The following is a 26,474-nucleotide window of genomic DNA, read 5'->3' as shown; positions in this document are numbered from 1 at the left end:
GCTGATCAGAGTCTTGCTGGCCGCCTGAGGTCAAGGGTCATGGGGAAGTCTTCAGAGGCTTCTTCATTGCGCAGCACATAGGCCGACGGCGTATGGCCGCGCGGCTCGAAGCGGGCGAGACGCCTCGCCTCGGCCTCATTGCCGTTGACCGGGAACGTGTCGTAGCTGCGCCCACCTGGATGCGCGACATGGTAGACGCAGCCGCCCACCGCCCGCCCCGTCCAACGGTCGTAAATGTCGAAGACCAAAGGCGTGTTGACCGGCAGCGCCGGATGCAGGCCCGACGAAGGCTGCCAGGCCTTGAAGCGCACACCGGCCACCGCGACCTCGCGATTGTCGGTGACCTTCATCGGCACGATTCGGCCATTGCAGACAATGGCATGACGTTCCGGGTTGAGGCCTTCGGTCCTGACCTGCAGCCGTTCGACCGAGGAATCGACGAAGCGCACGGTGCCGCCGATGGCCCCTTGCTCACCCATCACATGCCACGGCTCCAGCGCCTGCCGCAGTTCCAGCTTGATGCCGGCATGCTGGACTTCGCCGCAGAACGGAAAGCGGAACTCCAGCTGGGCATCGAACCATTCCGGCCGGAATTCGAAACCGTTGAGCTTGAGGTCGTCGAGCACGTCGAGGAAATCCGCCCAGACATAATGCGGCAGCATGAAACGGTCATGGAGCGAGGTGCCCCAGCGCACGAAGCGGCCATCAAGCGGGTTCTTCCACGCACGGGCGATGATGGCGCGCACCAGCAATTGCTGCGCTAGCGACATGCGCGCATTGGGCGGCATCTCGAAACCGCGGAACTCGACAAGCCCAAGCCGGCCGGTCGGGCCATCGGGCGAAAACAGCTTGTCGATGCAGATTTCCGAGCGGTGCGTATTGCCGGTGACGTCAGTCAACAGATTTCGGAACAGTCGGTCCACCAGCCAAGGCAGCGGTGCGTTGCCCTGGTCGGGATGCGGCACCTGCGCCATCGCGATCTCGAGTTCGTAAAGCGAGTCATGCCGCGCCTCGTCGAAGCGCGGCGCCTGGCTGGTCGGGCCGATGAACAGGCCGGAGAATAGATAAGACAGCGACGGGCGCCGCTGCCATTGTAGCACCAGGCTCTTCAACAAATCGGGCCGGCGCAGGAACGGGCTGTCATTGGGCGTTGCGCCGCCGACCACAACATGGTTGCCGCCGCCGGTACCGGTGTGGCGGCCATCGATCATGAACTTGTCGGCGCCAAGCCGTGTCTGCCGTGCTTCCTCGTAAATCGCCGTCGTCGTCGCCACGCAGTCCTGCCAGTTGGCAGCCGGATGGATGTTGACCTCGATGACGCCGGGATCGGGTGCCACCCTGATGACGTTGAGGCGCGGATCGTGCGGCGGTCCATAGCCTTCGATATGCACGGGAAGGCGGATCGCCTTGGCCGCGTTTTCTGCGGCTGCGACCAGTTCGAGATAATCTTCCAGCGCCTCGACCGGCGGCATGAACACGCAAAGCCGCCCGTCGCGCGGCTCGACCGAAAGTGCTGTACGCACCGCGCCGCCGATCTCGGTGATCTCCTGCTCCACCCGGTCTTGCTGGCCGGTCGTCGCAGTGAACGATACCGCCTGCTGGCGCCGCGCCATCTCGTCGGCGCCTTCCAGTTCGGCCGGAGCCGGTTCTGGCAGTATGGCTTCCCGCGCCGGCAGCGGTCCACGCGGCAGCGACGGATCGACCGGCACAATATAGGGGAACTGCGCCGGCGGCACATAGGGCAGCGTGCCCAGCGGCAGGCGGTAACCGACTGGGGAATCGCCCGGCACCAGGAACAGCCGCCCGCGCCGTGTCTTCCACTTCTCCGAGCGCCAGCGCGGGTCCGAAGCCTGGCTGTTCCAGCGCTGCACCGGCAGCACGTAGCCCGACGGCTTGGTCAGCCCGCGCTCGAACACTTTCGCCATGCGGCTGCGCTCTTCCGGGTCTTCCAGCTTGGAGTTGGACGGATCGACATTGTCGGGCAGCTTGCCTTCCTTCAGCAGCCATTCGGCCGGGTCCTCATAGGCCTCGCTGACCATCGCCTTGTCGATGCCGAGTTCGCCGGCGATTGCCGTCAGCAAGCTCTCGGCCTGCTGCGGCCCCACCTTTGCATCGCTCTTTTCGCGTGCGATCAGCGACGGATCGCTCCACACCGGCTGGCCGTCGGTGCGCCAATAGAGCGAAAAGGTCCAGCGCGGCAGGCTTTCGCCCGGATACCATTTGCCCTGGCCGTAGTGGAGGAAGCCGCCCGGCGCGAAGCGTTCGCGCAATTTACGGATCAGCGCATCGGCCTTTTCGCGCTTGGTCGGGCCGACGGCGGCGGTGTTCCACTCGGCGGACTCGAAATCGTCGATCGACACAAAGGTCGGCTCGCCGCCCATGGTCAGCCTGACATCACCCGCTTGAAGTGCGGCGTCGACCTTGTTGCCCAGCGCATCCAGCGCCTGCCAGCTTTCGTCCGAGAATGGCTTGGTGATGCGCGGATGTTCGGCAATGCGGTCGACACGCATGTCGAAGCCGAACTCGACATTGGCAAAGCTCGCCATGCCGGAAATGGGCGCGGCGTTGCGGAAATGCGGCGTGGCCGCCAGCGGCACATGGCTTTCGCCGGTGAGCAGGCCGGACGTCGGATCGAAGCCGATCCAGCCGGCGCCCGGCAGATAGACCTCGCACCAGGCGTGCAGGTCGGTGAAGTCGACGGCGGTTCCGGCTGGGCCATCGAGCGCGACCAGATCGGGCTTCAGCTGGATCAGATAGCCTGAGACGAAACGCGCGGCGAGGCCGAGATTCCTGAGAATTTGCACCAGCAGCCAGCTCGAATCCCGGCACGATCCCTTTTTCGCGGCCAGCGTTTCCTCCGGCGAGAACACGCCGGTTTCCATCCGCAGGATATAGGCGATCTCCCGCTGCAGCCGCGCATTGAGGTCGACGACGAAATTGACGGTGTTGGTGGCGCTACGGTCGATGGTTGCGAGGAAAGCCGACAGCAGCGGCCCCGCCGGCTCCGGCGTGCGGTAGATGGCGAGATCGTCCCTGATGTCTTCGGGGTACTCGAACGGGAAGGTCTCGGCCGATGGCTCGACGAAGAAATCAAACGGATTGTAGACCGTCATGTCGGCGACGAGATCGACCTCGATCTTCAATTCCGTCACTGGTTCCGGGAAGACGAAGCGGGCCAGGAAATTGCCGTAGGGGTCCTGCTGCAGATTGACGAAGTGGTTCGCCGGCCCGACCTTCAGCGAATGGCTGAGCACCTTGGTGCGGGAATGCGGTGCCGGCTGCAGCCTGATGACCTGGGGCCCGAGAACCACCGGCCGGTCATATTTGTAATGGGTCAGGTGGTAGACGGCTGCCAGTATTGCCATGGGGCCCCGGAGATCGGCGTTTCTTCAGCCGAACCCTGACACATCTATTGGCCATTCTCCAAGCAGAGATGTTGCGCTGCACCTAAATTAAGCAGCCGAAGCCGGCTACGCTGTGTCGAGATTCAGGTCAGGCCGAATCGAAAATGGCTGATACCGAGAACCGGAGCAGAGCGTACTTTTGGCACGCGAGCACCGGAAGCGCAGGTATCGGCCATTTGCAGGCCGGCCTCACTTGAATTCGGCACAGCTTAGAAAAACGCCTGTATCCCCGTCTGCGCCCGTCCCAAAATCAGCGCATGCACGTCATGCGTGCCTTCATAGGTGTTGACCGTCTCCAAATTCTGCGCATGGCGCATGACGTGGTAGCCGATCTGGATGCCGTTGCCGCCATGCATGTCGCGGGCCTGGCGCGCGATGTCGAGCGCCTTGCCGCAATTGTTGCGCTTGACGATCGAGATCATTTCCGGGGCCATCTTGCCTTCATCCATCAGCCGCCCGACGCGCAGCGAGCCCTGCAGGCCCAGCGCGATCTCGGTCTGCATGTCGGCGAGCTTTTTCTGGAACAGCTGCGTGCCGGCGAGCGGCTTGCCGAACTGCTTGCGGTCGAGTCCATACTGCCGGGCCCGGTGCCAGCAATCCTCGGCGGCGCCCATCGCGCCCCAGGAAATGCCGTAGCGGGCCCGGTTGAGGCAGCCGAATGGGCCGCCGAGGCCCCTGGCGTTGGGCAGCAGCGCGTCTTCGCCAAGCTCGACGCCTTCCATCACCACCTCGCCGGTGATCGAGGCCCTAAGGCTGAGCTTGCCGCCGATCTTCGGCGCCGACAGCCCCTTCATGCCCTTCTCCAGCACGAAACCGCGGATTTCGTCCTTGCCGTTGTCGCCCTTCAGCTTCGCCCAGACCACGAACACGTCGGCGATCGGCGCGTTGGATATCCACATTTTCGAGCCGGAAATCTTGTAGCCGTTCGCAGTCTTCTCGGCCCGCGTCTTCATGCCGCCCGGATCGGAACCGGCATCCGGCTCGGTCAGGCCAAAACAGCCGATCCATTCGCCCGAAGCCAGCTTCGGCAGGTATCTCTTGCGCTGCTCTTCCGTGCCATAGGCATGGATGGGGTACATCACCAGCGACGATTGCACCGACATCATCGAGCGGTAGCCGGAATCGACCCGCTCGACCTCGCGCGCCACCAACCCGTAGGTGACGTAATTGGCGCCGAGCCCGCCATATTCCTCAGGGATGGTGATGCCGAGCAGGCCGGCCTCGCCCATCTCGCGAAAGATGCCGGCATCGGTCTTTTCCTCGAGATAGGCCTCCTCGATGCGCGGCGCGAGCTTGTCGGCGGCAAAGGCGGCCGCGCCATCGCGCACCATGCGCTCATCCTCGGAAAGCTGGTTCTCGATCAGGAAGGGGTCTTCCCAAACGAACGCGTTCTTGTCGGCGGCCATGGCTTCGCTCTCTCCCAAAATCTTGAAGTGCTCGGGCTTATCCGCCTTCGCTTCGGAAAAATCAAACAAAATTGCATCACCGATCAATGAGGTTTAGTAATGGATCATGAACGTCCAACGCCGGCTTTTGCCCAGCACCAGCGCCCTTGCCGCCTTCGAGGCCGTGGCCCGCCTTGGCTCCTTCACCGCTGCCGCCCAGGAACTCGATTTGACCCAAGGGGCCGTCAGCCGCCAGATAGCCCTTCTGGAGGAACAGTTCGGCCGCCGGCTGTTCGAGCGCGACAGCCGCAATGTTCGGCTGTCCACGGCGGGCGAAATCTATGCCGAAGCCGTGCGGGCGGCACTCGGGCAATTGCGCGACGCCGCGCTCGGATTGATGAGCAATCGGCATAGCGGCATGCTGAACCTCGCCATACTGCCGACCTTCGGCACGCGCTGGCTGATGCCGCTGATCCCGGATTTCGTCGCAGAAAACCCTGACATCACCATCAACTTTGTCACCCGCATCGGCCGCTTCGACTTCGCCCGCGAGCGGCTCGACGCCGCCATCCATCATGGCCAGCCCGACTGGCCGGACGCCGATTCCACATTGTTGATGCGCGAAACCGTGATGCCGGTGGTTTCGCCCGACTTCCTTGCCAGCCGCGATATCACCACGGCGGCCGACATCAGCCGCCTGCCGCTGCTGCACATGGCGACGCGCCCTGGCGCCTGGGGCGAATGGTTCGAGGAACAGGGCTTGAGCGCACCGATCGGACCCGGCATGCAGTTCGAGCAATTCGGCACCGTTGCCCAAGCCTGCATGGCGGGGCTTGGCGTCGCGCTCCTGCCGCAAGTTCTTATCGCCGGCGAATTGCAGCGCGGTCAGCTCGTGCAGGCGCCGGGACAGCCGATGCAAAGCCGCAGCGCCTACTACCTCGTCGTCCCGAACGACAAGCGCGGCCACCCGCCCGTCGTCAGCTTTCGCGACTGGCTGCTGGGCCAGGTTGAGAAGGAACCGGCCGTTCTGGCCTGGTAGCTACTGCCGCTTCATCGACTCGGTTTCCGGCTGGAAGCGCAGCGTTTTTGCGACTTGCGTTCGGCAACTTTCGCATCGAGCTTGCTTTTGATCCGGGCGAAAGCCTGGTCTCCATCGACCGAACTGCCACTCGCCATGCCCTCGTCCCAAAGACGCCCCAACTCTTGGACACTCACTTTCTCGAAACTTGCCATATCGCGCGTATCTCCACACAAGGATGGGATTGCAAGGAACCATTCGAGGCTACTTCCGCTTCAAGGCATCGGCCAGTGCTGCGCCAAACGCGCCTTGCTGTGCCGGTCCTTCCGGCTGACGCTGCGGCATCGGCGAAGGTTGCGCCGGCTTGCCGCCGCCATTGTCGCGCGGCCCCTTCGGCGTCCCGCCCTCGCCGCCGTCCTTGCGCATGGACAGCGCGATGCGCTTGCGCTTGATGTCGACATCGACGACCCGCACCTTCACCACATCGCCCGCCTTCACCACCTCATGCGCGTCCTTGATGAAACGATCGGCCAGTTGCGAGACATGCACCAGCCCGTCCTGGTGCACGCCGATATCGACGAAGGCGCCGAAGGCCGCGACATTGGTGACGGTGCCTTCGAGAAGCATGCCGGGCTTCAGATCCTTGATATCGTCGACGCCCTCGGCAAAGGTCGCCGTCTTGAAGCCGGGGCGCGGGTCGCGGCCGGGCTTTTCCAGCTCCGCAATGATGTCGCGCACCGTCGGCAGGCCGAACCGTTCGTCGACGAAGACGCGCGGATCGAGCGCCTTGAGCGCGGCACTGTCTCCCATCAGCGAGCGCACATCGCGACCGCAGACGGCTACGATCTTCTTGGCCACGCCGTAGGCTTCCGGATGGACCGACGAGGCGTCGAGCGGCTCGCTGCCATTGGCAATGCGCAGGAAGCCTGCGGACTGTTCGAACGCGCGCGGTCCGAGCCGCGCTACCTTGAGCAGCTCCTTGCGGCTGGCGAACGGCCCGGTCGCATCGCGATGCGCGACAATGGCATCGGCAAGCGACGCGCCCAGGCCTGACACGCGGGCCAAAAGCGGCGCCGAGGCAGTGTTGAGATCGACGCCGACGGCATTGACCGCGTCCTCCACCACCGCCTCCAGCGAGCGGCCAAGCCGGTACTGGTCGACATCATGCTGGTACTGGCCAACGCCGATCGATTTTGGCTCGATCTTGACCAGTTCGGCGAGCGGGTCCTGCAGGCGCCTGGCGATCGACACCGCACCGCGCAGCGACACGTCGAGCCCGGGGAACTCAGCCGCCGCTGTCGCCGAGGCCGAATAGACCGAGGCGCCGGCTTCGCTGACGATCACCTTGAGCGGCTTCGGCCCGCCATCCGAAGGCATATCGGACAGCATGTCGGCGACCAGCTTTTCAGTCTCGCGGCTGCCGGTGCCGTTGCCGATCGAGATCAGCTCGACCTTGTGCAGGCGGATGAGCTTGGCGAGCTCCGCCTGTGTGCCGCGCACATCGTTCCGCGGCGGAAATGGATAGACCGTCGTCGTCGCCAGCACCTTGCCGGTGCCATCTACCACCGCGACCTTGACGCCGGTGCGGATGCCGGGATCGAGCCCCATGGTCGGCCGCGATCCGGCGGGCGCTGCCAGCAGCAAATCCTTGAGGTTGCGTGCAAAGACATGGATCGCCTCTTCCTCCGCCCGCTCGCGCAGGTCGCGCATCAAATCGAGCGTCAGGTGCAGCGAAAGCTTGATCCGCCAGGTCCAGCCGGCGACTTCCATCAGCCAGCGGTCGCCCGGCAGGCTGCCGCCGATGGCGTAGGCGTTGGCGATCATCCGCTCGACCGGCTTCACCGGCGAGGCATCGTCGGCATCGACCTCGATGTCGAGCGACAACACCTCTTCGTTGCGGCCGCGCAGCATGGCCAGCGCACGGTGGCTCGGAACATTGGCCCAGCGCTCGACATGCTCGAAATAGTCGGAGAATTTCGCCCCGGCCTCCTGCTTACCGTCGACGACACGGGCACGCATGAAAGCGCGCTCCTTCATGTAGGTTCGCAATTTGCCGACCAGATCGGCATTTTCCGCAAACTGTTCCGACAGGATGTCGCGTGCGCCTTCCAGTGCGGCCTTGGCGTCGGCCACATCCTCGGTCACATAAGCCAGCGCCGCCTCGGCGGGCACCAACGACCGGTTGGCCAAAATAGCCTCCGCCAATGGCCCCAGCCCGCGCTCCCGGGCGATCTCGGCCTTGGTGCGGCGCTTGGGCTTGTAGGGCAGGTAGATGTCTTCCAGTTCAGCCTTGGTGGCGGCAGCCACAATTTTGGCCTCAAGTTCGTCGGTCAGCTTGCCCTGCTCGCGAATCGAACCAAGGATCGTATCGCGCCGCGCATCGAGCTCGCGCAGATAGGCCAGCCGCTCGGCAAGGTCGCGCAATTGCGTGTCGTCGAGCCCGCCGGTGACCTCCTTGCGGTAGCGCGCCACGAACGGCACCGTCGCGCCCTCATCGAGCAGCCCTATAGCTGCCGATGCCTGCTCCGACCGCGCCCCGATCTCTGCCGCGATGATGGATGCGATGCGTTTGCTGTCTGCTGCCATGCTGGTCCCTGTCGCAAAGAGCGGCGACCATAGGCGCTGATGTCCGTCACGCCAACCGCAGTGTTCTCAAGCGTCAAAGAGGTCCACAGGAAAGCGCCTTGCTTTGGCTCGTCCTCAGACCATCCCGCTCAGCGCCTCGAAAAAGGCAACGATCTCGCGTTCGAGCGGATAATCTTCAGGCACCGGCTGCGACCCCATTTTTGCAATCACCACTTCCATCTTCGGATCGACGTAGAGCCATTGGCCGTGGATGCCGATGCCGCAGAAAGCACCGTTTGCCGCACCCGTTTGGTACCACTTGTTGCGATAGCGGCCCTTCGGGAACAGATGCACCATCGTGCCGCGCTGCCAGGCCTCCGCGCTGCCGCCGGCAACGGTCGTATCGCGCACCCAGCCTTCCGGCACGATGCGCCGGCCATTGGCCGTGCCGCCCTGCCGCATCATCTCGCCGATACGCGCCAGGTCGCGCGGCGTCACCGAAATGCCGCCGGCGGTGCGCGCCGTACCTTCCATGTCGACGCCGATCGAAGCCTCGCTGACAGCACCCAGCGGTAGCCACAGTTTCTCGCGCATCAGGTCCGGGAAGCGCTGGCCGGAAGCTCGTTCGAGCAGCAGGCCGAGCAGATCGGAATTGGGCGAACGGTAGCGGAAGGTTTTGCCGTGCGGTTCTTCGAGCCGCTGCAAGGTCAGAATGAATTCGCGCAAGCTTTCAGTGCCGCCGCCCGGGTTCCACAGGGTGGCGCGACGGTAACGGGCAAAGGCGCTTTCGGGATCGAGATAGGCCTCCTCGAAGTCGAGGCTGACGCTCATGTCGAGCACATGCCGGCAGCTTGCATCGGCATAGGCCGAACCGACGGCTTCCGGAATGTACTGGGTCACCGGCGCTTCCGGGTCGAACACGCCCTCGCCTTCCAGTATTCCGGCGATGATCGCGGTGACCGATTTGCTGATCGAAAAGATGATGTGACGGGCGCCGAAATCCATATTGGGCGCGAACCAGTCGCCGATGACCTTGCCAGCCTTCATCACCGTCAGCGCGTCGCTGCTCGAACGTGTGAGGAATTCGGCCACCGTTTCCGGGGCGCTGGCGATCGAAACCTTTTCGCCGAGCAGGCCGCTCAGGTCCCGCACCGGCGCTTCGACGCTTCCCGGCGTCGCCGCCACGGGAGCGGTCGGCACCAGTTCGCCAAGGTTCTGGAACGACCAGCGGTTGAAGGGGTTTTCGCGCCACTTGGAGAGCAGCACCTCATTGCGGGCAAAGCCGTAGCGGGTCTCGAACGCAGTCTTGCCAGTCATGAACGTTTCCTCGGAGGGATGATTTGTTGTGGGTCAACCAAGCGCCTTGGCGATGGCGTGCACCGCCTTCAGCGTTGCCACCGAATAGGCGACATTGCTGAAATCCGGATAGCTTGAAAGCTTGACCACGACCATGCCGGTGTCCCAGTCGATATGGATCATCTGCCCGAACACGCCCCGGCACATCAGCGCGCGTGAGCGCGGGTTTTCGATCCAGAACTGGTTGCGGTAGCTGCCCTCCGGCAGGCTCGGATTGAAATCCGGCGCATGCCTGCCGTTGCGCGTCGCCTCGACCCAGTCGGCCGGCACGATGCCGCGGCCATTGTCGAGGATCAACTGGCCGAAGCGGGCGTAGTCTCGCAGCGTCGCGTTGAAGCCGCCATCGGCCAGCGCATAGCCGGCGCTGTCGACCGTGAAGCAGGCGCTCTCGTCGGCGCCGAGCTTTTGCCACAGCTCCTCGGACACCAACTGCGCCAGCCGTTTACCGGTGACCCGCTCCATGATGAAGGCAAGCACGTCGGTCTCGATCGAGCGGTACTCGAACGCGGCGCCATGCGGCCGCACCTTGTCCTTCAGCTGCAGGATCAACTCGAACAGATGCGGCGGCCATTGGAAATCCGGATCGCTGTCCGGCGGCACCGGCTTCCAGCCCGTGGCGACATCAACCTGGCCGATGTCGGAGTAACGGTCGGTGTATTCCTCGGAAAACCGCACGCCGGTGGTCATATCCAGCACATGCTGCACGCTGGCGCCGTCCCAGCCGGTCGCGCCGAGCTCCGGCAGATAGGCGGTCACCGGTTTGGCCGGGTCGATCAAGCCGCGCCCAACCAGAATACCGAACACGGTGCCTGTTACCGACTTCGCCATCGACTGCGACAGATGCAGCGTGCGCTCGGCCATGCCGTTGAAATAGCGCTCATAGGCGACCTTGCCGTCTTTGAGCACCAGGAAGCCGTCCGTGTAGGTCTCGTCGAGCAGGCCAACGAGCGTCGTCGGACGGCCCTTGCTGTCTTCCACCGGCAGCGCGTCGAGATCGGTCTCTGCGCGCTCAAGACGATGGCGATGGCCATTACCGCGCCAGACCTCGATGGTCGGCAGGAATTCGCGGATGTGTTGGAAGGCCCAGCGATTCCATGGCGGCCGGTCCCAGTCGAGCTTCGGCAGCACCATTTGAGGCGGCGAGCCCTGCATGATCGACGGCCGCGGATCGCTGTTGCGATAGGAGTCCATGAAAGCCATTCCGGAAAAGAAAAGACCCGGCGGCGCATGCCGCCGGGTCTGTCAGACTGCGGTTATTTCTGCAGTTCGGTCCAGATCTTGGTGTAGATGTCCTGGATCTCAGGCGCGCACATCTTCTGGAATTCGCCTTGTGCCTTCGCAGCCTCCGGAATGACGACTTCCGGGGCATCCTTCATATCGGCCGGCATGTACTTGTCCGAGCCGGTAATGGCGTTTGCGTAGCGATGGAAGGCCGAGAGGCCGGCCGCGTTTTCCGGATCCATGATGAAGTTCTGGAACAGCTTGGCGTTCTCGACATTTTTGGCTTCCTTGAGAACGACGACGTTATCGCTCCACAGGCCGTAGCCTTCCTTCGGATAATTGTAATGGATGGCCGGATTGGCCAGCCGCTGACGCAGCGCCGAACCGTTCCAGTCGCTGGTCGCCTTGAAGTCGCCGGCGCCCATCTTTTCGATGGTGTTGTATTCCATGGCGATCCAGTTCGGCTTGGCCGCGACAAGCGTGTCGCGCACCTTCTTCAGCACCGTCTTGTCGTCGGTGCACTGCTGGCCGCCGACATATTTGATCGCCGCGAAGATAACGTCATTCATCTCGGGAACGACATTGGTCTTGCCCTTCAGCTCGTCCGGCGTGTTGAAGATGATGCCCCAGCTGTCGGCTGGTCCCTTGTAGGCATCGGTGTTGACGACGACGCCGACGGTGCCCAGCGCCCACGGCACGGAATATTTGCGGCCGGGGTCGAAGTCTGGATTGGCCCATTCCGGCGCCACGTTCTTGAAGTTTTCCATCTTGCCCGGATCGGTCTCCTGCACGAGGCCCTCCTTGATCCAGATCGGCACGTAGGTTTGCGACGGAACGGCGATGTCGAAGCCGGTGCCGCCCTGGCGTACCTTGGCGAGCGCCGTATCGTTGGAATCGTAATCGGTGATGGTCACCTTGACGTTGTATTTGGCTTCGAACTTTTTGATCACATCGGGGCTGGTATAGTTGCCCCAATTGTAAATGTTCAGCTCGCCATCGGCGCGGGCCAGGCTCGTCGTTGCGAGCAGCGCCAACCCGATGGCGGCTGTCGTTGTTTTCCAGTTCATGGTTTTAGCTCCCATTTGTCGGTTCAGTCTCTTTTCCTGCTGACGAAGAAAAACAACGTGACGATCGCGACCGAAAGCAGCAGGAAGGCGGTCGATATCGCGTTGATCTCAGGCGTGATGCCGCGGCGGATCTGGCCGAGCATGTAGGTGGGCAGCGTATCCTGGCCGCCCGATTTGACAAACTCGGTGATGACGACGTCATCGAGCGAGATCACGAAGGCCAGCATCAGTCCGGCCAGTATGCCGGGCCACAAAAGCGGCAGCGTGATGCGGCGGAAGGTCTTCCACGGCGTCGCGTACAGATCGGCGGCGGCGCGCTCCAGCGTCAGGTCCATGTTTTCCAGCCGCGCCCGGATCGGCAGATAGGCAAACGGGATGCAGAACGCCGCGTGCGCGGCGATCAGATAGCCGATGCCGGAATAGCCGGTGAAGATCTTGATGCGCGAGAAGAAGATCAGCAGCGCCACGCCGGTGACGATCTCGGGCACCATCAGCGGCTGGTTGATCGCCGCATATTTGAAGGTGAGGCCCGGATAGGACGCGGTGCGCGTGGTGGCGAGCGCGGCCATGGTGGCAAAGATTGTCGACAGCACCGCAGCGACGGCGCCGATCTGGAACGAGCGTAGCGTTGCGTCGATAACTTGCACGTTCTGCCAAGCCGACTGGAACCAGCGCATCGAAAAGCCGCCCCATTCGGACGTCGAGTTCGCCGCGTTGAAGGCATAGGCGACCAGCACGATGATCGGCAGATAGAGCACGATAAAACAGGTCGCAGCGATCACCGTGAAGCCGGTCTGGTGCTTGATGGAAAAGTTCTTAGCCATGCCGCGCCCCCGACTTGCCGGCATTGCGCACATAGGCAAGCAGCGCCACCATGACGATGATCATCACCGTGATCGACAGCGCCGAGCCGAGCGGCCAGTTGCGGCCTTGGCCGAACTGCAATTCGATCAGGTTGGACAGCATCATATTCTTGCCGCCGCCAAGCACGCTCGGCGTCACATAGGCGCCAAGGGCTGGAATGAAGACCAGGATGGAGCCGGCAATGACGCCGGGTTTGACCAGCGGGAAAATGATCTTCCGCAATACCTTGAAACGGGTCGCGTAGAGGTCGTAGCCCGCCTCGACGAGGCGAAAATCAAGCTTCTCCATGCTGGCATAGATCGGCAGCACCATCAGCGGCAGATAGACATATGCCATGCCGATCAGAATCGCCGTGTCGGTGAAGAGGATCTGCACCGGCGCTGAGACGATACCAAGCTTGAGCAGGATGGTGTTGATGATGCCTTCGTTGCGGATGATCTGCAGCACGGCGAAGGTGCGGATCAGCAGGTTGGTCCAGAACGGAATGGTGATCAGGAACAGCCAGAGATCCCTGGTCTTCTCGCTGCGCGTCGCCATGAAATAGGCGGTTGGAAACCCTAATGCCAAAGTTGCGATCGTCGTTATCACCGCCAACTTGATCGAGCGCCAGAATATGGTGACGTGCGCTGCCGCAAGCGAAAGCGTATCGTCGAAAATGTCGCGTTCCATGAACACCGACAGCCAGGCATCGGGCGAGAACTGCCACTTCACATCGCCATAGGGGCCAGGCGTCAGGAACGAGTAGATCAGCACGATCAGCAAGGGGCCGGTCGCGGCGAGGAAGATCACCAGCAAGGCTGGCGCTGACAGCAGCCAGCGGTCGCGCACATCGCGTCGCTGCGCTGCCTTGGCGACTTGTTCCGCGGTCGCCATGATCAGTCCTTCAGCACTTGCGCGGCGTCGTTGCCGATCATGATGCCGATCTGGCCGCCCTGCACGAAGCCGTCACCGGCGCCGCGGCTGTTCTGACGCCGCACGATGAACGGCTCGCCACCGGCAAGGCGCAGATGGAAGTGCGTGTCGGTGCCGAGATAGACGATGTTTTCGACGGTGCCGGACAGCGAAGCGCTCGGGCTGGCCGTGCCCAACTGCGCATGCTCTGGACGCACGACGATGGTGACCTTGCCGCTGGGGCTGAAGCCTTCCGGCAGCGAGGCTGGGATTTCCACACCAGACGGCAGCTTCACCGTCGCCCGGCCACCAGTCGCGCTAACCACATCCGCCTTGAGGAAGTTCGACTCGCCGATGAAGTCGGCGACGAAACGCTCGGCCGGCCGGTCGTAGATGTCGCGCGGCGAGCCGACCTGCAGGATCTTGCCCGACGACATCACCGCGATGCGATCCGACATGGTCAGCGCTTCCTCCTGGTCGTGGGTGACGAAGATGAAGGTAATGCCGGTCTCGTGCTGCAGCCGCTTCAATTCGATCTGCATTTCCTTGCGCAGCTTGTAGTCGAGCGCCGAGAGCGGTTCGTCGAGCAGGAGCACCTTGGGCTGCGGCGCCAGCGCCCTGGCGAGCGCCACGCGCTGCTGCTGGCCGCCGGAGATCTGGCTGGTTCGGCGACCCGCCAGCGCCTCCATCTTCACCAGTTTCAGCATCTCGGCGACGCGCGCCTTGATCTCGGCCTTCGGCTTGCCCAGCATTTCCAGGCCAAAGCCGATATTGTCGGCGACCGTCATATGCGGGAACAGCGCGTAGGATTGGAAGACGGTGTTGACCGGCCGCTTGAAGGGCGGCAACGGCGCGATGTCCTGACCGTAGAGGAGGATTTCGCCGGCGGTTGGAAAGTCGAAGCCGGCAATCAGCCGCAGCAACGTGGTCTTGCCGCAGCCGGATGGTCCCAGCAGGGTGAAGAACTCATTCTCGCGGATGGATACCGAGACCGTATCGAGGGCAGCAACCTGCCCCTCACCCGATCCGAAAATTTTACTGACGTTTACGACTTCAATTGCATTCCGATCCGGTTTTTCCGGCACGATACGCCTCACTGTTGACCCCGCTCTTGCTGGCGGAGTTTTTCCCCTGTTCGATGTGACCACACGGCCGGTTGGTTGGCAAGTCCGGCATTGAACCATAGTTCAGTCGGTCATTTCGTCTTGCAAGCGGCAAGCTGTGCAAGCCGCATGCCATTGTCAGGCCTGGTAGGTTACCTTGCCACCGCAGACCGTCGTCACCGGTCGCAGCTTGTGCAGATCGGCCGGCGCCGTCTTCTCGATATCGGCCGACAAAACCACCAGATCCGCCATGTAGCCGGGTTTCAGAACGCCTTTGCGATGCTCGGCGAATTCGGCATAGGCGCCCTCGACCGTGTAGGCGGCAATCGCTTCCTGCAGCGAGAAACTCTGGTCAGGATCGCCTTCTGCCCATGGTTTGCGCTGCACTGCCGCCTGAATGCTCAGGATCGGGTCGATCGCTGCCACCGGCCAGTCCGAGGCGAACACGACATGGGCGCCGGCGCTTTTCAGGGTGCGCCAGGCATAGCTCAGCGGCCAGCGGGCCGGCCCGATGCGTGACACCGTCGGCTCCAGCGGAAAATCCATGGCGCCGGGCGGATGCGACGGCTGCATCGAGGCGATGACGCCGAGTTCGGCAAAACGCGGCACGTCGGCTGCTGTGGTGACCTCGATGTGCTCAACCCTGTGCCGGCTGTCGCGCTTGCCATTGACCTTCTGCGCCGCCTCGTAACCGTCGAGCACTGCGCGCACGGCGCCGTCACCGATCGAGTGCACGGCGATCTGCAGCCCGCGTTTGTCGATAGCCACGGCGAGATCGATAAATTGCTGCGGCGTGAACAGCGGCTCGCCGACCCAGTCGGGACGATCCGCATAGGGTTCGACCATAACCGCGGTCCAGGAATCGAGCACGCCGTCATAGAACACCTTGACCATGCCCGATGACAGCCACTCGCTGTCGTAGCGCTCGGCCATGACGGACGCCTTCTCGAGCATGTCGAGCGTCATGAAATTCTTGTAGTGGAACGGGATCTTGACGCGGCAGGGCAGGCCTTCCTCGGCCTCGATCTCGGAAAGCAATTCGAGTTGGTAGAGATTGCCGTCCATGTTCTGGATCGAGGTGATGCCGTGGCGCGCGCACCAGGCAAGTCCGCGCCGCATGATGTCACGGTCAGCGGCCCGCTCGGCGGCCGACGGCATTGGGTCCGGCTCGCCGCCGGTCGACAGCCCCAACCGCACCCGGCTTTCGCCGGCAAGGTCGAGCACCGGACCGAAGGCCTCGCCCTCGCGCAATTCGCCCGCGGCCAGGCCGTCGTCACCCATCACGATCTCGTTGCCCGGACCGAGCGTGCGTCCCTTCAGGATGCCGGCCATCTCCAACGCCTTGGTGTTGGCCCACATCGTATGGTGGTCGGGTGCCGCCATGCAGAAGGGGCGGTCGGGCAGGATGGCGTCGAGATGATGGCGTGTCACCCGCTCGTCGCCGAGCACGGTGTAGTCGACGCCCTGTCCCACAAGCATCTTCGCCTCGGGCCACGTCGTGGCGTAGTCGCGGATGGCGCTTTGAAGCGCCTCGAAGCCATGGATACCGCCGAGTTGAAGATGCGCGAGCTCAGCCCCTCCCGAGAACAGATGCATGTGGGCTTCGATGAAACCGGGCAGGACCGAACCGCCCTTGGCGTCGATCACGTCTGTGGTCGTTCCCTTGAGTTTTTCGATGGCGGCGTGGTTGCCGATGGCGATGATGGCGCCGTCCTTGACGGCAATCGCCTCGGCGGCGGGATTGTCATCGTCCATGGTCCGCACGCGACCATTGATGACGATCAGATCAGCATTTTGACCCGCACCCGTGACAGACATCGCGACTCCGCGCTTTTGACGACTGGCTGAGACCGACAACCCTCTTGTCCGACAAGCTGCCACTCCGCAGGAGCGGCGTTATCGGACGAAAACTGATGCCAGTGCGCTGTTTCGAAATTCCCCTTGTGATCTCTCAAAACAGCGTGGATAAAAGAATGCGACTAATTATTCGCGTTTGTCAACGTGCCGAATTTCGAATGTATTGTGGACAACACACCACGCCAATGTTGAGACCGGGACCTGTGTTGAAACCGGCAGGGAACGAAGGCATCAATCCGTGAAGCGCAGTCTCAGCCGCGAAACCAGGATGGCGCTCGAACCGCGCAAGCAGCCGCGGCAGGAACGGTCGAGCAAGGTGGTCGACCGGATACTCGACGCGGCTTTGATCCTGACGCGGGAGCAGGGAACCAAGACGCCGACGACGCTCGCCATTGCCCGGCGCGCGGGCCTGTCGGTCGGTTCGGTCTACCAGTACTTTCCCAACAAGGAAGCCATTCTCCTCGACCTCGCCCGGCGCTGGCTGTCGTCGTTTCCCGAGGTGATCGCCAGGCGCATCGAGGTCACCCCACCCACCAACCGCGACGAGTTTCGGCAGGAGGTGCGCAAGCTCTTCATCGATACCTCCAGAATATATCTCGAAAACGCCACCCTGATGCCGGTGATCGAGGCGATATCCGGCAATGCCGACCTCAGGCCGATCCAGGACGAATATGACGAGCAGATCATCGCGCTTTACGCCGCCTGGCTGCAGCATGTGAACCCGGCCCTTGAAGACAAGATCGCCAGCCGACTCGGCGTGCTGATGATGGATGTCGGGCACGCCTGCCGGCTTGTGGGGTTGAAGCGGGATCGCAAGACATACGACCTCATCGAGGACGATGTGGAAAGAATGTGGCTCGCTCTGGTCACCCCCTATCTCAACCTTGACTGATTTCGCTATTTCGAGAGGAAATTCATGAAGACTGTCTATTCGCCACTTCATGCCGGCCATGCCGGCCAGATGGAACTGGTCACGTCGGCAATCGTGCCGGGTTTCGAAAAGCCATCGCGGGCCGAGTTCATCAAGGCGCGGGTCGAGAGCGAGAAGCTGGGGCCGATCATCGGACCGGTCGAGCACGATCTCACAGCCGCCAAGCGCATCCACAAGGCCGACTATATCGACTTCCTGCCAACCGTCTGGCCAGCGTGGAAGGCCGCCGGCCTCGATGGCACGGCGATGCCCTTCACCTGGCCGACGCGCGGCCTGCGCGGCGACGTGCCACCCAAGCGCGTCGACGCCTTGCTCGGCTATTACTCCTTCGACGCCGGCGCCACCTTCGTCGAAGGCACATGGACCGCCATCAAATCGTCCTATGACGTGGCGCTGACGGCGGCGGCCTTGGTCAAGGGTGGCGAGCGGTCGGCCTTCGCGCTTTGCCGCCCGCCCGGCCATCACGCCGGTGCCGGGTTCATGGGCGGCTACTGCTACATCAACAATGCTGCGGTCGCCGCGCAGTGGTTCCTCGACCAGGGCGCCGAACGCGTCTCGATCCTCGACGTCGACTACCACCACGGCAATGGCACGCAGGAGATCTTCTATGAACGCGCCGACGTGCAGGTTCTCAACCTGCATGGCGATCCCATGGTCGAGTATCCGTTCTTCCTCGGCCATGCCGATGAACGCGGCGCCGGCGCCGGCGAAGGTTTCAACGTCAACTATCCCATGCCCTTCGGCACCAATTGGGACGCCTGGAACGCCTCGCTGGAGGATGCCTGCGTCAAGCTCGCCGCCTACGCCCCCGATATCGTCATCGTCTCCCTTGGCGTCGACACCTTCGAGAAGGACCCGATCAGCCAGTTCAAGCTGAAAAGCCCGGACTATCCGAAGATCGGCCGGCGCATCGCCAAGCTCGGCCTGCCGACGCTGTTCGTGATGGAAGGCGGCTACGCCGTCGAGGAGATCGGCATCAACGCCGTCGGCGTGCTCACCGGCTTCGAGGACAAATAGGAAAGCAATTCCAGGATAAGTGTGAGGCGGTTTTCCGGCCGGATTGCGCCAAAGAGATATGGGGCGGCTCCGGCCGCCCCGACCATCTAGGCGGCCGCAGCCGGGTTAGGTGCAACCACCGGAACGGCTGGCCTTCGCGACCGGCCGATGCGGTAGACAATCACCGCCGCAATCACGCCTGCCGCCAGGATGGCGAGCGCCAGCAACGGCCGGTACCAGAACCAGGCAATCGCGATCGTCACCGTGCCGACCAGGATCGCCAGAACGAAGGCGATGATGCCGGTGCCCATCCGCGCCATGCTGCCGAGGAAGGGTATGACGTCGAGGATCACCCCGATCGGGTTGAGGAACAGCGCAAAGCCTATGGTCAGCAACAGCAAGCCGGCGCCGCGCAGCAGCCAGGTGATCAGCGTGTTGGCGCTGACGGCGTCGGCGAACATCTTTTCGGCCGGGACGTTGCCGGTGTCGACCATCAGCAGCGCATCGCCGGCTTGCGTCTGGTAGGGCTCGAAGCGGCTGCCGGCCTGGCGCGCGATGATACTGATCACGCCCAGCGGCGCCAGTTCGTAGCCGATGCGATAGTCGCCCAAAGCGGGCGTCGTGTTGTCATTGCCGAGAAAAATCTTGCCATCGACGATGCTGAGCGGTTTCGTTCCGGTATAGGCAGCCTTTATCGCCGCCGACTGGTCGGCTGAGAGCGAATAGTCCTTGTCACCCTCGATACGGTCCAGCACTGGCGTATCGAGATCGAAGGCGACAAGCTTGCCCTCGGGAATCTGGAAGGTCCGGCCGTGGATTTCCATCGGCGGATTCTGGTGGCCGTCCGGCTTCTTGAAGTCCGACGAGTCGATCTGGCTGTCGTCCCACACCTTGGAATAGCTGTAGGTGGTCACCGTCTCTTCGCCACCGCCGAGCTTCTTGGTCGTCTCCGACTTGGACTCTTCCTTCCACTGATACATCTCGACACTGCGCGACAGCCGCAGCCCTTGCGTGGCGATGCCGAAATCCGGATCCGCCAGGCCGCTGTCCGCCGTCACCAGTCCGCTGACATGAACCAGCTTGCCGTCATTGGCGGTATCGACGCTGTCGGCGCCGACCGAAACCACCGCTCCAGAACCTTCGGCCAGCGAGCGCGCCGTCTGCACGGCGCGGCCTTCGTTCCAGAACAGCCCGATCACCATCAGCACGATCAGGATAAGGCCGAAGATGACCCCGCCGACCGCGCGCTTGATCCGCCCGAACCACGAGACGGATGTGACTTCCCGAAATGAATCGCTCATCGTTTCCCCCGAAACAAAGTTACCCCAAAATTACAACGCGGCCGGCGGCTGCGCGTTTAGCCCGTCAATCGGCGTGGATCTGCGCGCCGCAATCCCTTTCGCCGGCGCAGGCGTGCACCGCGCGCGTCGTGCCGCCATCGCCAACCCGCCACGGTGAAGCGGACAGTGGCGCTTGCCTCTTATTGCCCAGAAGATCAAGCGCCCGCATAGCGGTCTGCTCCTCCGCCTCGTCACGCTTGACGATCTCGACGTCCTTGAGGCCGATCGCGGCAAGCTGCGGCATCACCACATCAGGGTCGCCCGCCACCACGATCAGCGACGGATCGAGCGACGCCAGGGCCAGCGCCTGTTTCTGAACCGCATCGAGCGTCAGCTTTGTGCGCGCCGCCATGCGGGTTTGCTGGTCCTCCAGCGTCGATCCGCTGCCGACCGCGCCAATCAGCGAGGAGAACAGACCAGCCGACGTCTCGGCCGATCCAGCCAGCGCCCGGCGATAGACAGTCACCGTGCGGTCGACTTCGTCCTGCGCCACCGGCAAGGTGGTCAGGCCGGCAAATCCTTTCAGGATTTCGGTAATCGCCGGCCCGGTGTTGGCGCGCTCGACGGTGGTTGCCACGACCAATCCCGAGCCGGCCTTCATCGGGCTCATCAGATAGCTCGACACGCCATAGGAGTAGCCCTTCTCCTCGCGGATCACCGAATTCAGCCGGCTGGAGAAATCGGCGCCAAGCAGGTTGGAGACCGCGGTCGATTCAGCGCGCTCGCTCTCGTCGGTGCCGGGCGCCGGCCGCGCCACGAACAGCGCCGACTGGCTGGCGCCGGGTTCGGGCACCAGCAGCACTTTCTGTCCCCCGTTGAAATGCGCCGCCGGCGACGGCTCGACGGCATAGCCGGCGGTGTCGCTTGTCCACGCGCCGAATGCTTTTTCAAGGCTGGCGGCGACGGTCGCGACCGGCATCGGGCCGACGCTGTAGAAGGTCACCGCCTTCGGCGTGAACTCCGCCTTGAATGCGTCCCTCGCCTCGTCGAGCGAGATCGAGGCCAGCGCCTTTGCCGACCAGTCCACCGCTGCCTTGCCCGGCACCTGCGGGATCAGCGTCGCCTTTGCCATGCGGCCGGCAACGCCGGGCAGATCCGCCTCGCGGCCGTTTAGCCAGTCAACTGTCTGCGCCATCAGCACCGTCCATTCGGTCTTGTCGAAACGAGGCTTCAGCACCGCGTCGGCGAGCAGGCCAATACCCTGGTCGAGCTTTTCCGGCGGCACGCCAAGCGTCATCATCGTGGTCAGCGTTCCGGCCTGGTGGCCGACGCCGGCGCCGATGTCGCTGGCCGCCTTGGCGAAATCAGCCGAGCCGCGATCGGCGGCCCCGCGTGTCGCCATGCTTGCTGCAAGCTCCAGCAATCCCTCCTTGCCTTCCGGCACGCTGTTCCAGCCGCCGGCGGCACTGGCCGCGACATAGACCATCGGCGCTTCCGGCATTGTGTAGTGGACGAGTTTGATGCCATTCGAGAGCGTCGCCGTTTCCATGGCGGGCAGTGTTGCCGAAGGCGCTTGCCCGGCCGCATGCTTCGGAATGTCGATCGCCGCTCGCTCCGGCGCGGTGAACGGCTGCGGTGTGCCGGACGACCCGATCAGTGCATCGGGATAGCCGCCGCGCGGGCCGGGCTTCAGCACCAGTATGCTGGCGTCTTCCGGTTTCAACAGCCGCTTCATCGTTGCCTCGACGCCCGCCACGCTGGCGTCCTTCACCCGCGGGTCGTCCACCAGCGCGCTCTGCGCATCGCCGAGCACGTCGGCATTGTAGGAGACGACGCCGGCGCGATCCTTCAGTGCTTCGCTGCCGAGCCGCGCTGCCTGCAAGATGCCGGTGCGCGCACGCTCGACATCGACCGGATCGAGCGGGGTCTTCAGGAAATCCGCAAACGCCGTTTTCATCGCGCTTTCCAGCGCTTCCGGCGCCACATCTTCGGCGGCACCCGCCTCGAAGGTAAAGCGGCCACCGAGCAGACCGCCGGTCCAGCTCGCGCTGGCATAGGTGGCAATGCCCAACTGCGAAACCAGCCGGTTGCGCAAAAAACCATATTCGCCGTTGCCGAGCAGTTCGGCGGCAATGCTGAGCGCACCATTGTCGGGCGACTGCGCCACCGGGCCACTGAAGCCGACCACAACGATGGGGCTTGGCACGCGATCCTCGAGCACCAGCTTGAGCCGGGCCTGCGTCGGTTCCGGCACGGCGGGCCGCGCCACATCGGCGCCGCGCGCCACGCGGCCGAACGTGTCGGCAATCAGCGCCTTGGTGTCGTCGATCTCCAAGTCGCCGACCAGCACCAGCACCGCATTGTTGGGCAGATAGTAGCTGTTGAAGAAACCCCTGACATCGTCGAGCGTCGCCGCATCGAGATCGGCGACCGAGCCGATGACCATGCGGCTATAGGGATGCGGCTTCGGGAACAGCCCGGACCAGAAAGCTTCCCAGCCGGATGCGCCGGCCTTGTCGAGCACGTTCTGGCGCATCTCGTTCTTGACCACCGAGCGCTGCAGATCGAGCTTGGCCTGAGTCACCGAGCGGCCGAGATTGGCCATGCGGTCTGCCTCAAGCGACAAGATCATCGGCAGTGACGACGACAGCCCGTCGACATAATAAACCGTGCCGTCCTCGGTGGTCCAGGCATTGATCTCGTTGCCGAGCGCGGCGTGCGCGCCGAACACGTTCGGCCAGGCCGGCGTGCCGGAAAACATCAGATGTTCGAACAGATGCGCAAAGCCCGAGCGTCCCGCGGGTTCATTCATCGACCCGACGCGGTAGCGCAGGTTCATCACCACCTTCGGCACGCGATGGTCGGGCACCAGCACCACCTGCAGCCCGTTGTCGAGCGCATAGGTAACGGTCGGCTCAGCCTTGGCGGGCGCTGCCATGCCGGCAAGAACCGCAAGCACCACCGTGAACGCCAGGAAAACCTGCTTCATCATGACCCCCGATGCTGATGGCCGCGAGCAAGCGCCGCCAAATCCGCCGTATGACCGAAGGGATGCCCACCCCTGCCGGCTGCCGAGACCGTATCGGAATCGATCGGCCCTCGATACGGCAGTATCGCAACACCCTCTGGCTTTTTCGTGTCGGCGTTTCAGGCCTTTTGCGGCGGAAAAGGCCGCGGAAGCCGCCCCTGAGTCGCTTGAGTCCAATAATATTGATTTTGTCAAATCGCGTTTGATGTCGGATTCATCTGCGGGTAGATTAGACCCGAATCAGCCGGTCCTTGGGGGGCGCGGCGACCACCCAAAGTCTTAAGTTCCGGCCAATGACCGGCACCAGACGCGGACGGCTTCGCGTTCCCTGAATGGATTCGGCGATCAGCGCGACCGCCGCGCCGTGTGAGTGCTTCGTAAACGTGATGCGTCTTCAAGTTCGGCCGCTGCTAACCCCAGCGTCCGGGCTCAAGAAAAGACTCCGGCCATGACATACAACCAAAGCATCCAATGAGCAGTTCCGCCGCGCTTCTCCAATCCGATACGTTAGGCTCGCGCCTTGAATCGCGCGGCGATCTCACCTCCTTTTTCATGCAGCTTGCCGCCGAGATCGGCGCCGACAGCTACATGCTCGTCGCCATCGTCCACGACCAGGATCGCAACGACGCCCGCATCGTCTCATCCAACTGGATCTTCGACGCCATTGAACTGATCGGCAAGCGGCTGATCGCCGGCCTTGCCCAGGGACCGCTGACCGTTGCACCTGGCATCCGCCCGAGGCCACTGGTCGCCGCCGCGGCGCCCGACGCCGGCGGACTGCTCACCGGCGAAGAGGCGCGCCTGCTCGACGTGCTTGGCCATGCCGAAGTCTATTCACTGCGGCTCAATGTCGGCCGCCAGCGGCTGTTTGCGCTTTTCTCGGCGGCCGAGGCCGGCAGTATCGACCAGCCGGCGCTGATGAAGGCTCAGTTGAAGTGCTGTTACGCGCTGTCCGCCATCCCGCAATTGATCGCCGCCGTCGCCATGCAGGACCCGCTGTCCGACCGCGAGCGCGAATGCCTGTTCTGGGTGTCTGAAGGCAAAACCACCGATGAGGTCGCAGTGATCCTCGGGGTCTCGTCCAACACCGTCAACAGCTACATCACCCACGCCATCCAGAAATTCGCGGCGTCGAACCGCGCGATGGCCATCGCCACGGCGATCAGGAGCGGCATCATTTGAAACATGCTGACATCAAGGCGGCGGCCGAAGCCCTTTTCAACGAGCAGCGCAATCCGTTCGGCGCCTTCTCCATCGGTTCCGAGACGCACCATGCCGTTACCATCCCGGACGCGGTGCGCCGCTGCCGCTGGATCGCCGTCGACATCAACGCGTCGGCGTTTGGCCTCTACTTCGTCAGCCCCTCGCCGGAACGGGCGCGCCTGGTGCCGAGCTTCGATTCCGACTATCCCGCCACCGCGGTGACAACCAAGTTCATTGCCGGCGCCAACGGTGAGGAGATGGTTCGCCACAGCGGCGCCTCGACAGCGCCGCGCTGGTGGGCCGATGACGGCATCGCCGGCTCGGACGCCGTCTTCAAGAACCTCGCCTGGGCGGAGCGGACGGAGCCGCTGGCGCCGGGCACCAACGGCATTGGCTTTCCCGTCCATGCCGATCGCGGCCATTGCGGGCTGGTGGTGTTCCTCGGCTCGACGATCGCTTTGCCGGAGGACACGCTCTACGAAATCCACGCCCGCTGTTTTTCGCTGTTCGCCGCCGTCGCCCGCATTCGTCCGAACGATGCCGGCCGGATGCGGTCGATCTCCAAGCGTGAACTGGAGTGCCTGAAGCTGACCGCCAACGGCAACACCAGCGAAGAGATCGCCAGGCTGTTGAAGCTGTCGGTCCACACCGCCAACCAGTATCTCACCCAGTCGACGCAGAAGCTCAACGCGGTCAACCGCAACCAGGCGGTGGCCAAGGCGCTGCGGCTGGGGCTGATCGAGTGATCGCGTCTGGCAGTTGGAGTAAGACAAAAGATCAGCGATAGGCGAGCGGCTCGGTCCTGCGGATTCGCGCCTCTTCGATCACCGTCTCCAGCAAAGCGGTGTTGTGCTCGGGGTCTTCCCCGGGCTTTTCGAACGACACATAGTTGACCGCGACCGAAGACCTCTCCTCGCTCAGCGTCAGCTGGAAATAGACGGTGACGCCCGGCGGCCGAAGCTCGAGATCGAGCACGATGCGCGGGCTGCCGCTCCAGTCGACATGTGCCTCTCCGCCATGGCCGAGCCTGAGCGTGCCTGGGAGGAAAAAAAGCTCCACAGCCGAATCCACCAGATCCGACAGGCAAGCGAAATGCTCGAGCCGGATGAAGGCGATGTAGTCGGCGACGTCGATCAGCCGCAACTCGTCGACCACCTGCTCGATGGCCTTGGCGACGATGAGTTCGCGGGATTTTGCGTGCGGTTGGCGGTTCATGAAATTTGTCTCCGCTCAGCCTTTTTGGAGTAGACGATCCGCACCAGTTCGGCGACGGCCTGGTAGAATTGCGACGGGATCACGCTATCAACCGAAACTTGCTTGTACATGGAGCGGGCGAGCGCCACGTCCTCGAAGATCGGGATGTTGTGCTCCTTGGCAATCTCGCGAATCTTGAGCGCCACAAGGTCCTGGCCCTTGGCCAGCACCATGGGTGCTGAATCCTCGTCGCGGACATATCTGAGCGCGATGGAAAAGTGCGTCGGATTGGCGATGATCAGCGTCGCGCGCGGCACCGCCGTCATCATCCGCTTGCGCGCCCGGTCGCGCGCCAGCGAGCGCAGCCGCGACTTGATGATCGGGTCGCCCTCGGACTGCTTGAACTCGTCCTTGACCTCCTGCTTGGTCATCCGCAGATCCTGCTTCCAGTGGAAGCGCGACCAGACGACGTCGACCGCCGCGATCAGCCCCATGACGAAGACGATCGCCACCAATATGTCGACGGTGATGCTTTTGATGACGAGGCCGAAAGCGACGGGGTTGGTGATCATGCCGGCCAGGAGCTGGCGGCAGTCCTGCGATAGCGTGAAGTAGAGCACGATGCTGGCGAAGCCGAGCTTGCCCAGCGATTTCAGGAACTCGACCCAGCCCTGAATGCCGAACATCCTGGTCCAGCCTTTGGCTATCGAGATGCGCGACAGTTGCGGCCGGATCCGCTCGCCGACGACTTGCGGCATGTTCTGCAGCACCGAGGCGCCGATGCCGGCCACCACCAGCAGCACCAGCAGGCTGACGACGGCGTTGCCTATTTCCATCATCACGGTCTTGTAGAGCGCGATGACGTCGGTCTCGGTGTCCATCGGCCACGCCTCGGGCTTTTCCAGGAACATCGACAGGAACATGCCGAGATCAACGACCGCGTCCTTGGCGTAGAAGACGGTGAACACCAGTATGGCGATGAAGGACGCCAGAAGTGCGGCCTCTCGCGAATGGGGCAGCTTGCCCTGTTCGACGGTGTCGCGGATCTTCTTTTCGGTCGCGTCTTCGGTTTTGGAGTCTTTGTCCGCCGCTTCAGCCATTCAGCGCTCGG

The 26,474-nt window shown here is 63.3% G+C and carries 20 protein-coding genes; 5 read left to right on the top strand and 15 right to left on the bottom strand.

Annotation, left to right across the window (positions count from 1 at the left end; translation table 11 throughout):
• Positions 1–5: 5 nt before the first annotated feature.
• Together NKI64_RS05895 and NKI64_RS05890 are read right to left on the bottom strand one after the other, a co-directional pair.
• The gene (locus NKI64_RS05895) at positions 6–3,365 is read right to left on the bottom strand and encodes a transglutaminase family protein (protein WP_352666976.1); all 3,360 of its coding nucleotides are present in this window, start codon (positions 3,363–3,365) and stop codon (positions 6–8) included.
• 248 nt (positions 3,366–3,613) lie between these two features.
• Positions 3,614–4,810 carry an acyl-CoA dehydrogenase gene (locus tag NKI64_RS05890; RefSeq protein WP_352666973.1) on the bottom strand — a complete coding sequence of 399 codons (1,197 nt, stop codon included), beginning with the start codon at positions 4,808–4,810 and terminating at the stop codon, positions 3,614–3,616.
• Positions 4,811–4,916: 106 nt separating this feature from the next.
• On the opposite strand from NKI64_RS05890, the gene NKI64_RS05885 reads away from it, so the two are divergent.
• Positions 4,917–5,828, top strand: a complete 912-nt coding sequence (locus NKI64_RS05885) for a LysR family transcriptional regulator (RefSeq protein ID WP_286439811.1) — start codon at positions 4,917–4,919, stop codon at positions 5,826–5,828.
• Positions 5,829–5,839: 11 nt separating this feature from the next.
• Here the strand turns inward: NKI64_RS05885 and NKI64_RS05880 are convergent, their stop codons facing one another.
• The 9 genes from NKI64_RS05880 to NKI64_RS05840 form a co-directional block, all read right to left on the bottom strand.
• Positions 5,840–6,022: a hypothetical protein gene (locus NKI64_RS05880; protein WP_023671771.1), complete on the bottom strand. Its 183-nt coding sequence runs from the start codon at positions 6,020–6,022 to the stop codon at positions 5,840–5,842.
• A gap of 49 nt (positions 6,023–6,071) precedes the next feature.
• The gene (locus tag NKI64_RS05875; RefSeq protein ID WP_023683462.1) at positions 6,072–8,393 is read right to left on the bottom strand and encodes a Tex family protein; all 2,322 of its coding nucleotides are present in this window, start codon (positions 8,391–8,393) and stop codon (positions 6,072–6,074) included.
• A 114-nt stretch (positions 8,394–8,507) separates the two neighbouring features.
• Entirely contained in the window at positions 8,508–9,689 is a 1,182-nt protein-coding gene (locus NKI64_RS05870; RefSeq protein ID WP_352666970.1) for a serine hydrolase domain-containing protein, read from the bottom strand.
• A 33-nt stretch (positions 9,690–9,722) separates the two neighbouring features.
• Positions 9,723–10,919, bottom strand: a complete 1,197-nt coding sequence (locus NKI64_RS05865; RefSeq protein ID WP_352666967.1) for a serine hydrolase domain-containing protein — start codon at positions 10,917–10,919, stop codon at positions 9,723–9,725.
• Positions 10,920–10,981: 62 nt separating this feature from the next.
• On the bottom strand, positions 10,982–12,016 hold the full coding sequence (locus tag NKI64_RS05860) for an ABC transporter substrate-binding protein (protein ID WP_023671767.1): 1,035 nt from the start codon (positions 12,014–12,016) through the stop codon (positions 10,982–10,984).
• 23 nt (positions 12,017–12,039) lie between these two features.
• Complete coding sequence (locus tag NKI64_RS05855; RefSeq protein ID WP_023828189.1) at positions 12,040–12,840, bottom strand: ABC transporter permease; 801 nt, start codon at positions 12,838–12,840, stop codon at positions 12,040–12,042.
• Entirely contained in the window at positions 12,833–13,753 is a 921-nt protein-coding gene (locus NKI64_RS05850) for an ABC transporter permease (protein WP_352510422.1), read from the bottom strand. The genes NKI64_RS05855 and NKI64_RS05850 overlap by 8 nt, the downstream gene beginning before the upstream one ends.
• A 2-nt stretch (positions 13,754–13,755) precedes the next feature.
• Positions 13,756–14,856, bottom strand: coding sequence for an ABC transporter ATP-binding protein (locus tag NKI64_RS05845; RefSeq protein ID WP_023691713.1), 1,101 nt, complete (start codon positions 14,854–14,856; stop codon positions 13,756–13,758).
• Between the two features lie 156 nt (positions 14,857–15,012).
• Positions 15,013–16,692, bottom strand: a complete 1,680-nt coding sequence (locus NKI64_RS05840) for an amidohydrolase (RefSeq protein ID WP_023696889.1) — start codon at positions 16,690–16,692, stop codon at positions 15,013–15,015.
• Between the two features lie 277 nt (positions 16,693–16,969).
• Here NKI64_RS05840 and NKI64_RS05835 point away from each other — a divergent pair, with 277 nt between their 5' ends.
• Together NKI64_RS05835 and NKI64_RS05830 are read left to right on the top strand one after the other, a co-directional pair.
• Positions 16,970–17,623 (top strand): TetR/AcrR family transcriptional regulator, encoded by a 654-nt coding sequence (locus tag NKI64_RS05835; RefSeq protein ID WP_023686329.1) that lies wholly within the window; start codon positions 16,970–16,972, stop codon positions 17,621–17,623.
• A gap of 24 nt (positions 17,624–17,647) precedes the next feature.
• Positions 17,648–18,679 (top strand): histone deacetylase family protein, encoded by a 1,032-nt coding sequence (locus NKI64_RS05830; RefSeq protein ID WP_023683469.1) that lies wholly within the window; start codon positions 17,648–17,650, stop codon positions 18,677–18,679.
• A gap of 86 nt (positions 18,680–18,765) precedes the next feature.
• Here NKI64_RS05830 and NKI64_RS05825 read toward each other — a convergent pair whose 3' ends face one another.
• Both NKI64_RS05825 and NKI64_RS05820 read right to left on the bottom strand, forming a co-directional pair.
• A complete protein-coding gene (locus tag NKI64_RS05825) occupies positions 18,766–19,959 on the bottom strand; it encodes a TMEM43 family protein (RefSeq protein WP_023683470.1) in 1,194 nt (397 codons plus the stop codon).
• Between the two features lie 64 nt (positions 19,960–20,023).
• Positions 20,024–22,930: a M16 family metallopeptidase gene (locus NKI64_RS05820; RefSeq protein WP_352666961.1), complete on the bottom strand. Its 2,907-nt coding sequence runs from the start codon at positions 22,928–22,930 to the stop codon at positions 20,024–20,026.
• Positions 22,931–23,437: 507 nt separating this feature from the next.
• On the opposite strand from NKI64_RS05820, the gene NKI64_RS05815 reads away from it, so the two are divergent.
• Positions 23,438–24,148: a helix-turn-helix transcriptional regulator gene (locus NKI64_RS05815; RefSeq protein ID WP_023683473.1), complete on the top strand. Its 711-nt coding sequence runs from the start codon at positions 23,438–23,440 to the stop codon at positions 24,146–24,148.
• Positions 24,145–24,915: a helix-turn-helix transcriptional regulator gene (locus NKI64_RS05810; protein ID WP_023683474.1), complete on the top strand. Its 771-nt coding sequence runs from the start codon at positions 24,145–24,147 to the stop codon at positions 24,913–24,915. The genes NKI64_RS05815 and NKI64_RS05810 overlap by 4 nt, the downstream gene beginning before the upstream one ends.
• Positions 24,916–24,946: 31 nt before the next feature.
• Here NKI64_RS05810 and NKI64_RS05805 read toward each other — a convergent pair whose 3' ends face one another.
• Complete coding sequence (locus tag NKI64_RS05805) at positions 24,947–25,384, bottom strand: BspJ family T4SS effector nucleomodulin (RefSeq protein WP_023671756.1); 438 nt, start codon at positions 25,382–25,384, stop codon at positions 24,947–24,949.
• Positions 25,381–26,463 carry a flagellar biosynthesis protein FlhB gene (flhB, locus tag NKI64_RS05800; RefSeq protein ID WP_352666959.1) on the bottom strand — a complete coding sequence of 361 codons (1,083 nt, stop codon included), beginning with the start codon at positions 26,461–26,463 and terminating at the stop codon, positions 25,381–25,383. Before flhB ends, NKI64_RS05805 begins: the two co-directional genes overlap by 4 nt.
• Positions 26,464–26,474 lie beyond the last annotated feature (11 nt).

The sequence above is a fragment of the Mesorhizobium sp. M0478 genome, assembly GCF_040321305.1.
Classification (GTDB): domain Bacteria; phylum Pseudomonadota; class Alphaproteobacteria; order Rhizobiales; family Rhizobiaceae; genus Mesorhizobium.
Note: the sequence above shows the minus strand (reverse complement) of the source record. Positions and strands in the feature narration are given on the sequence as shown.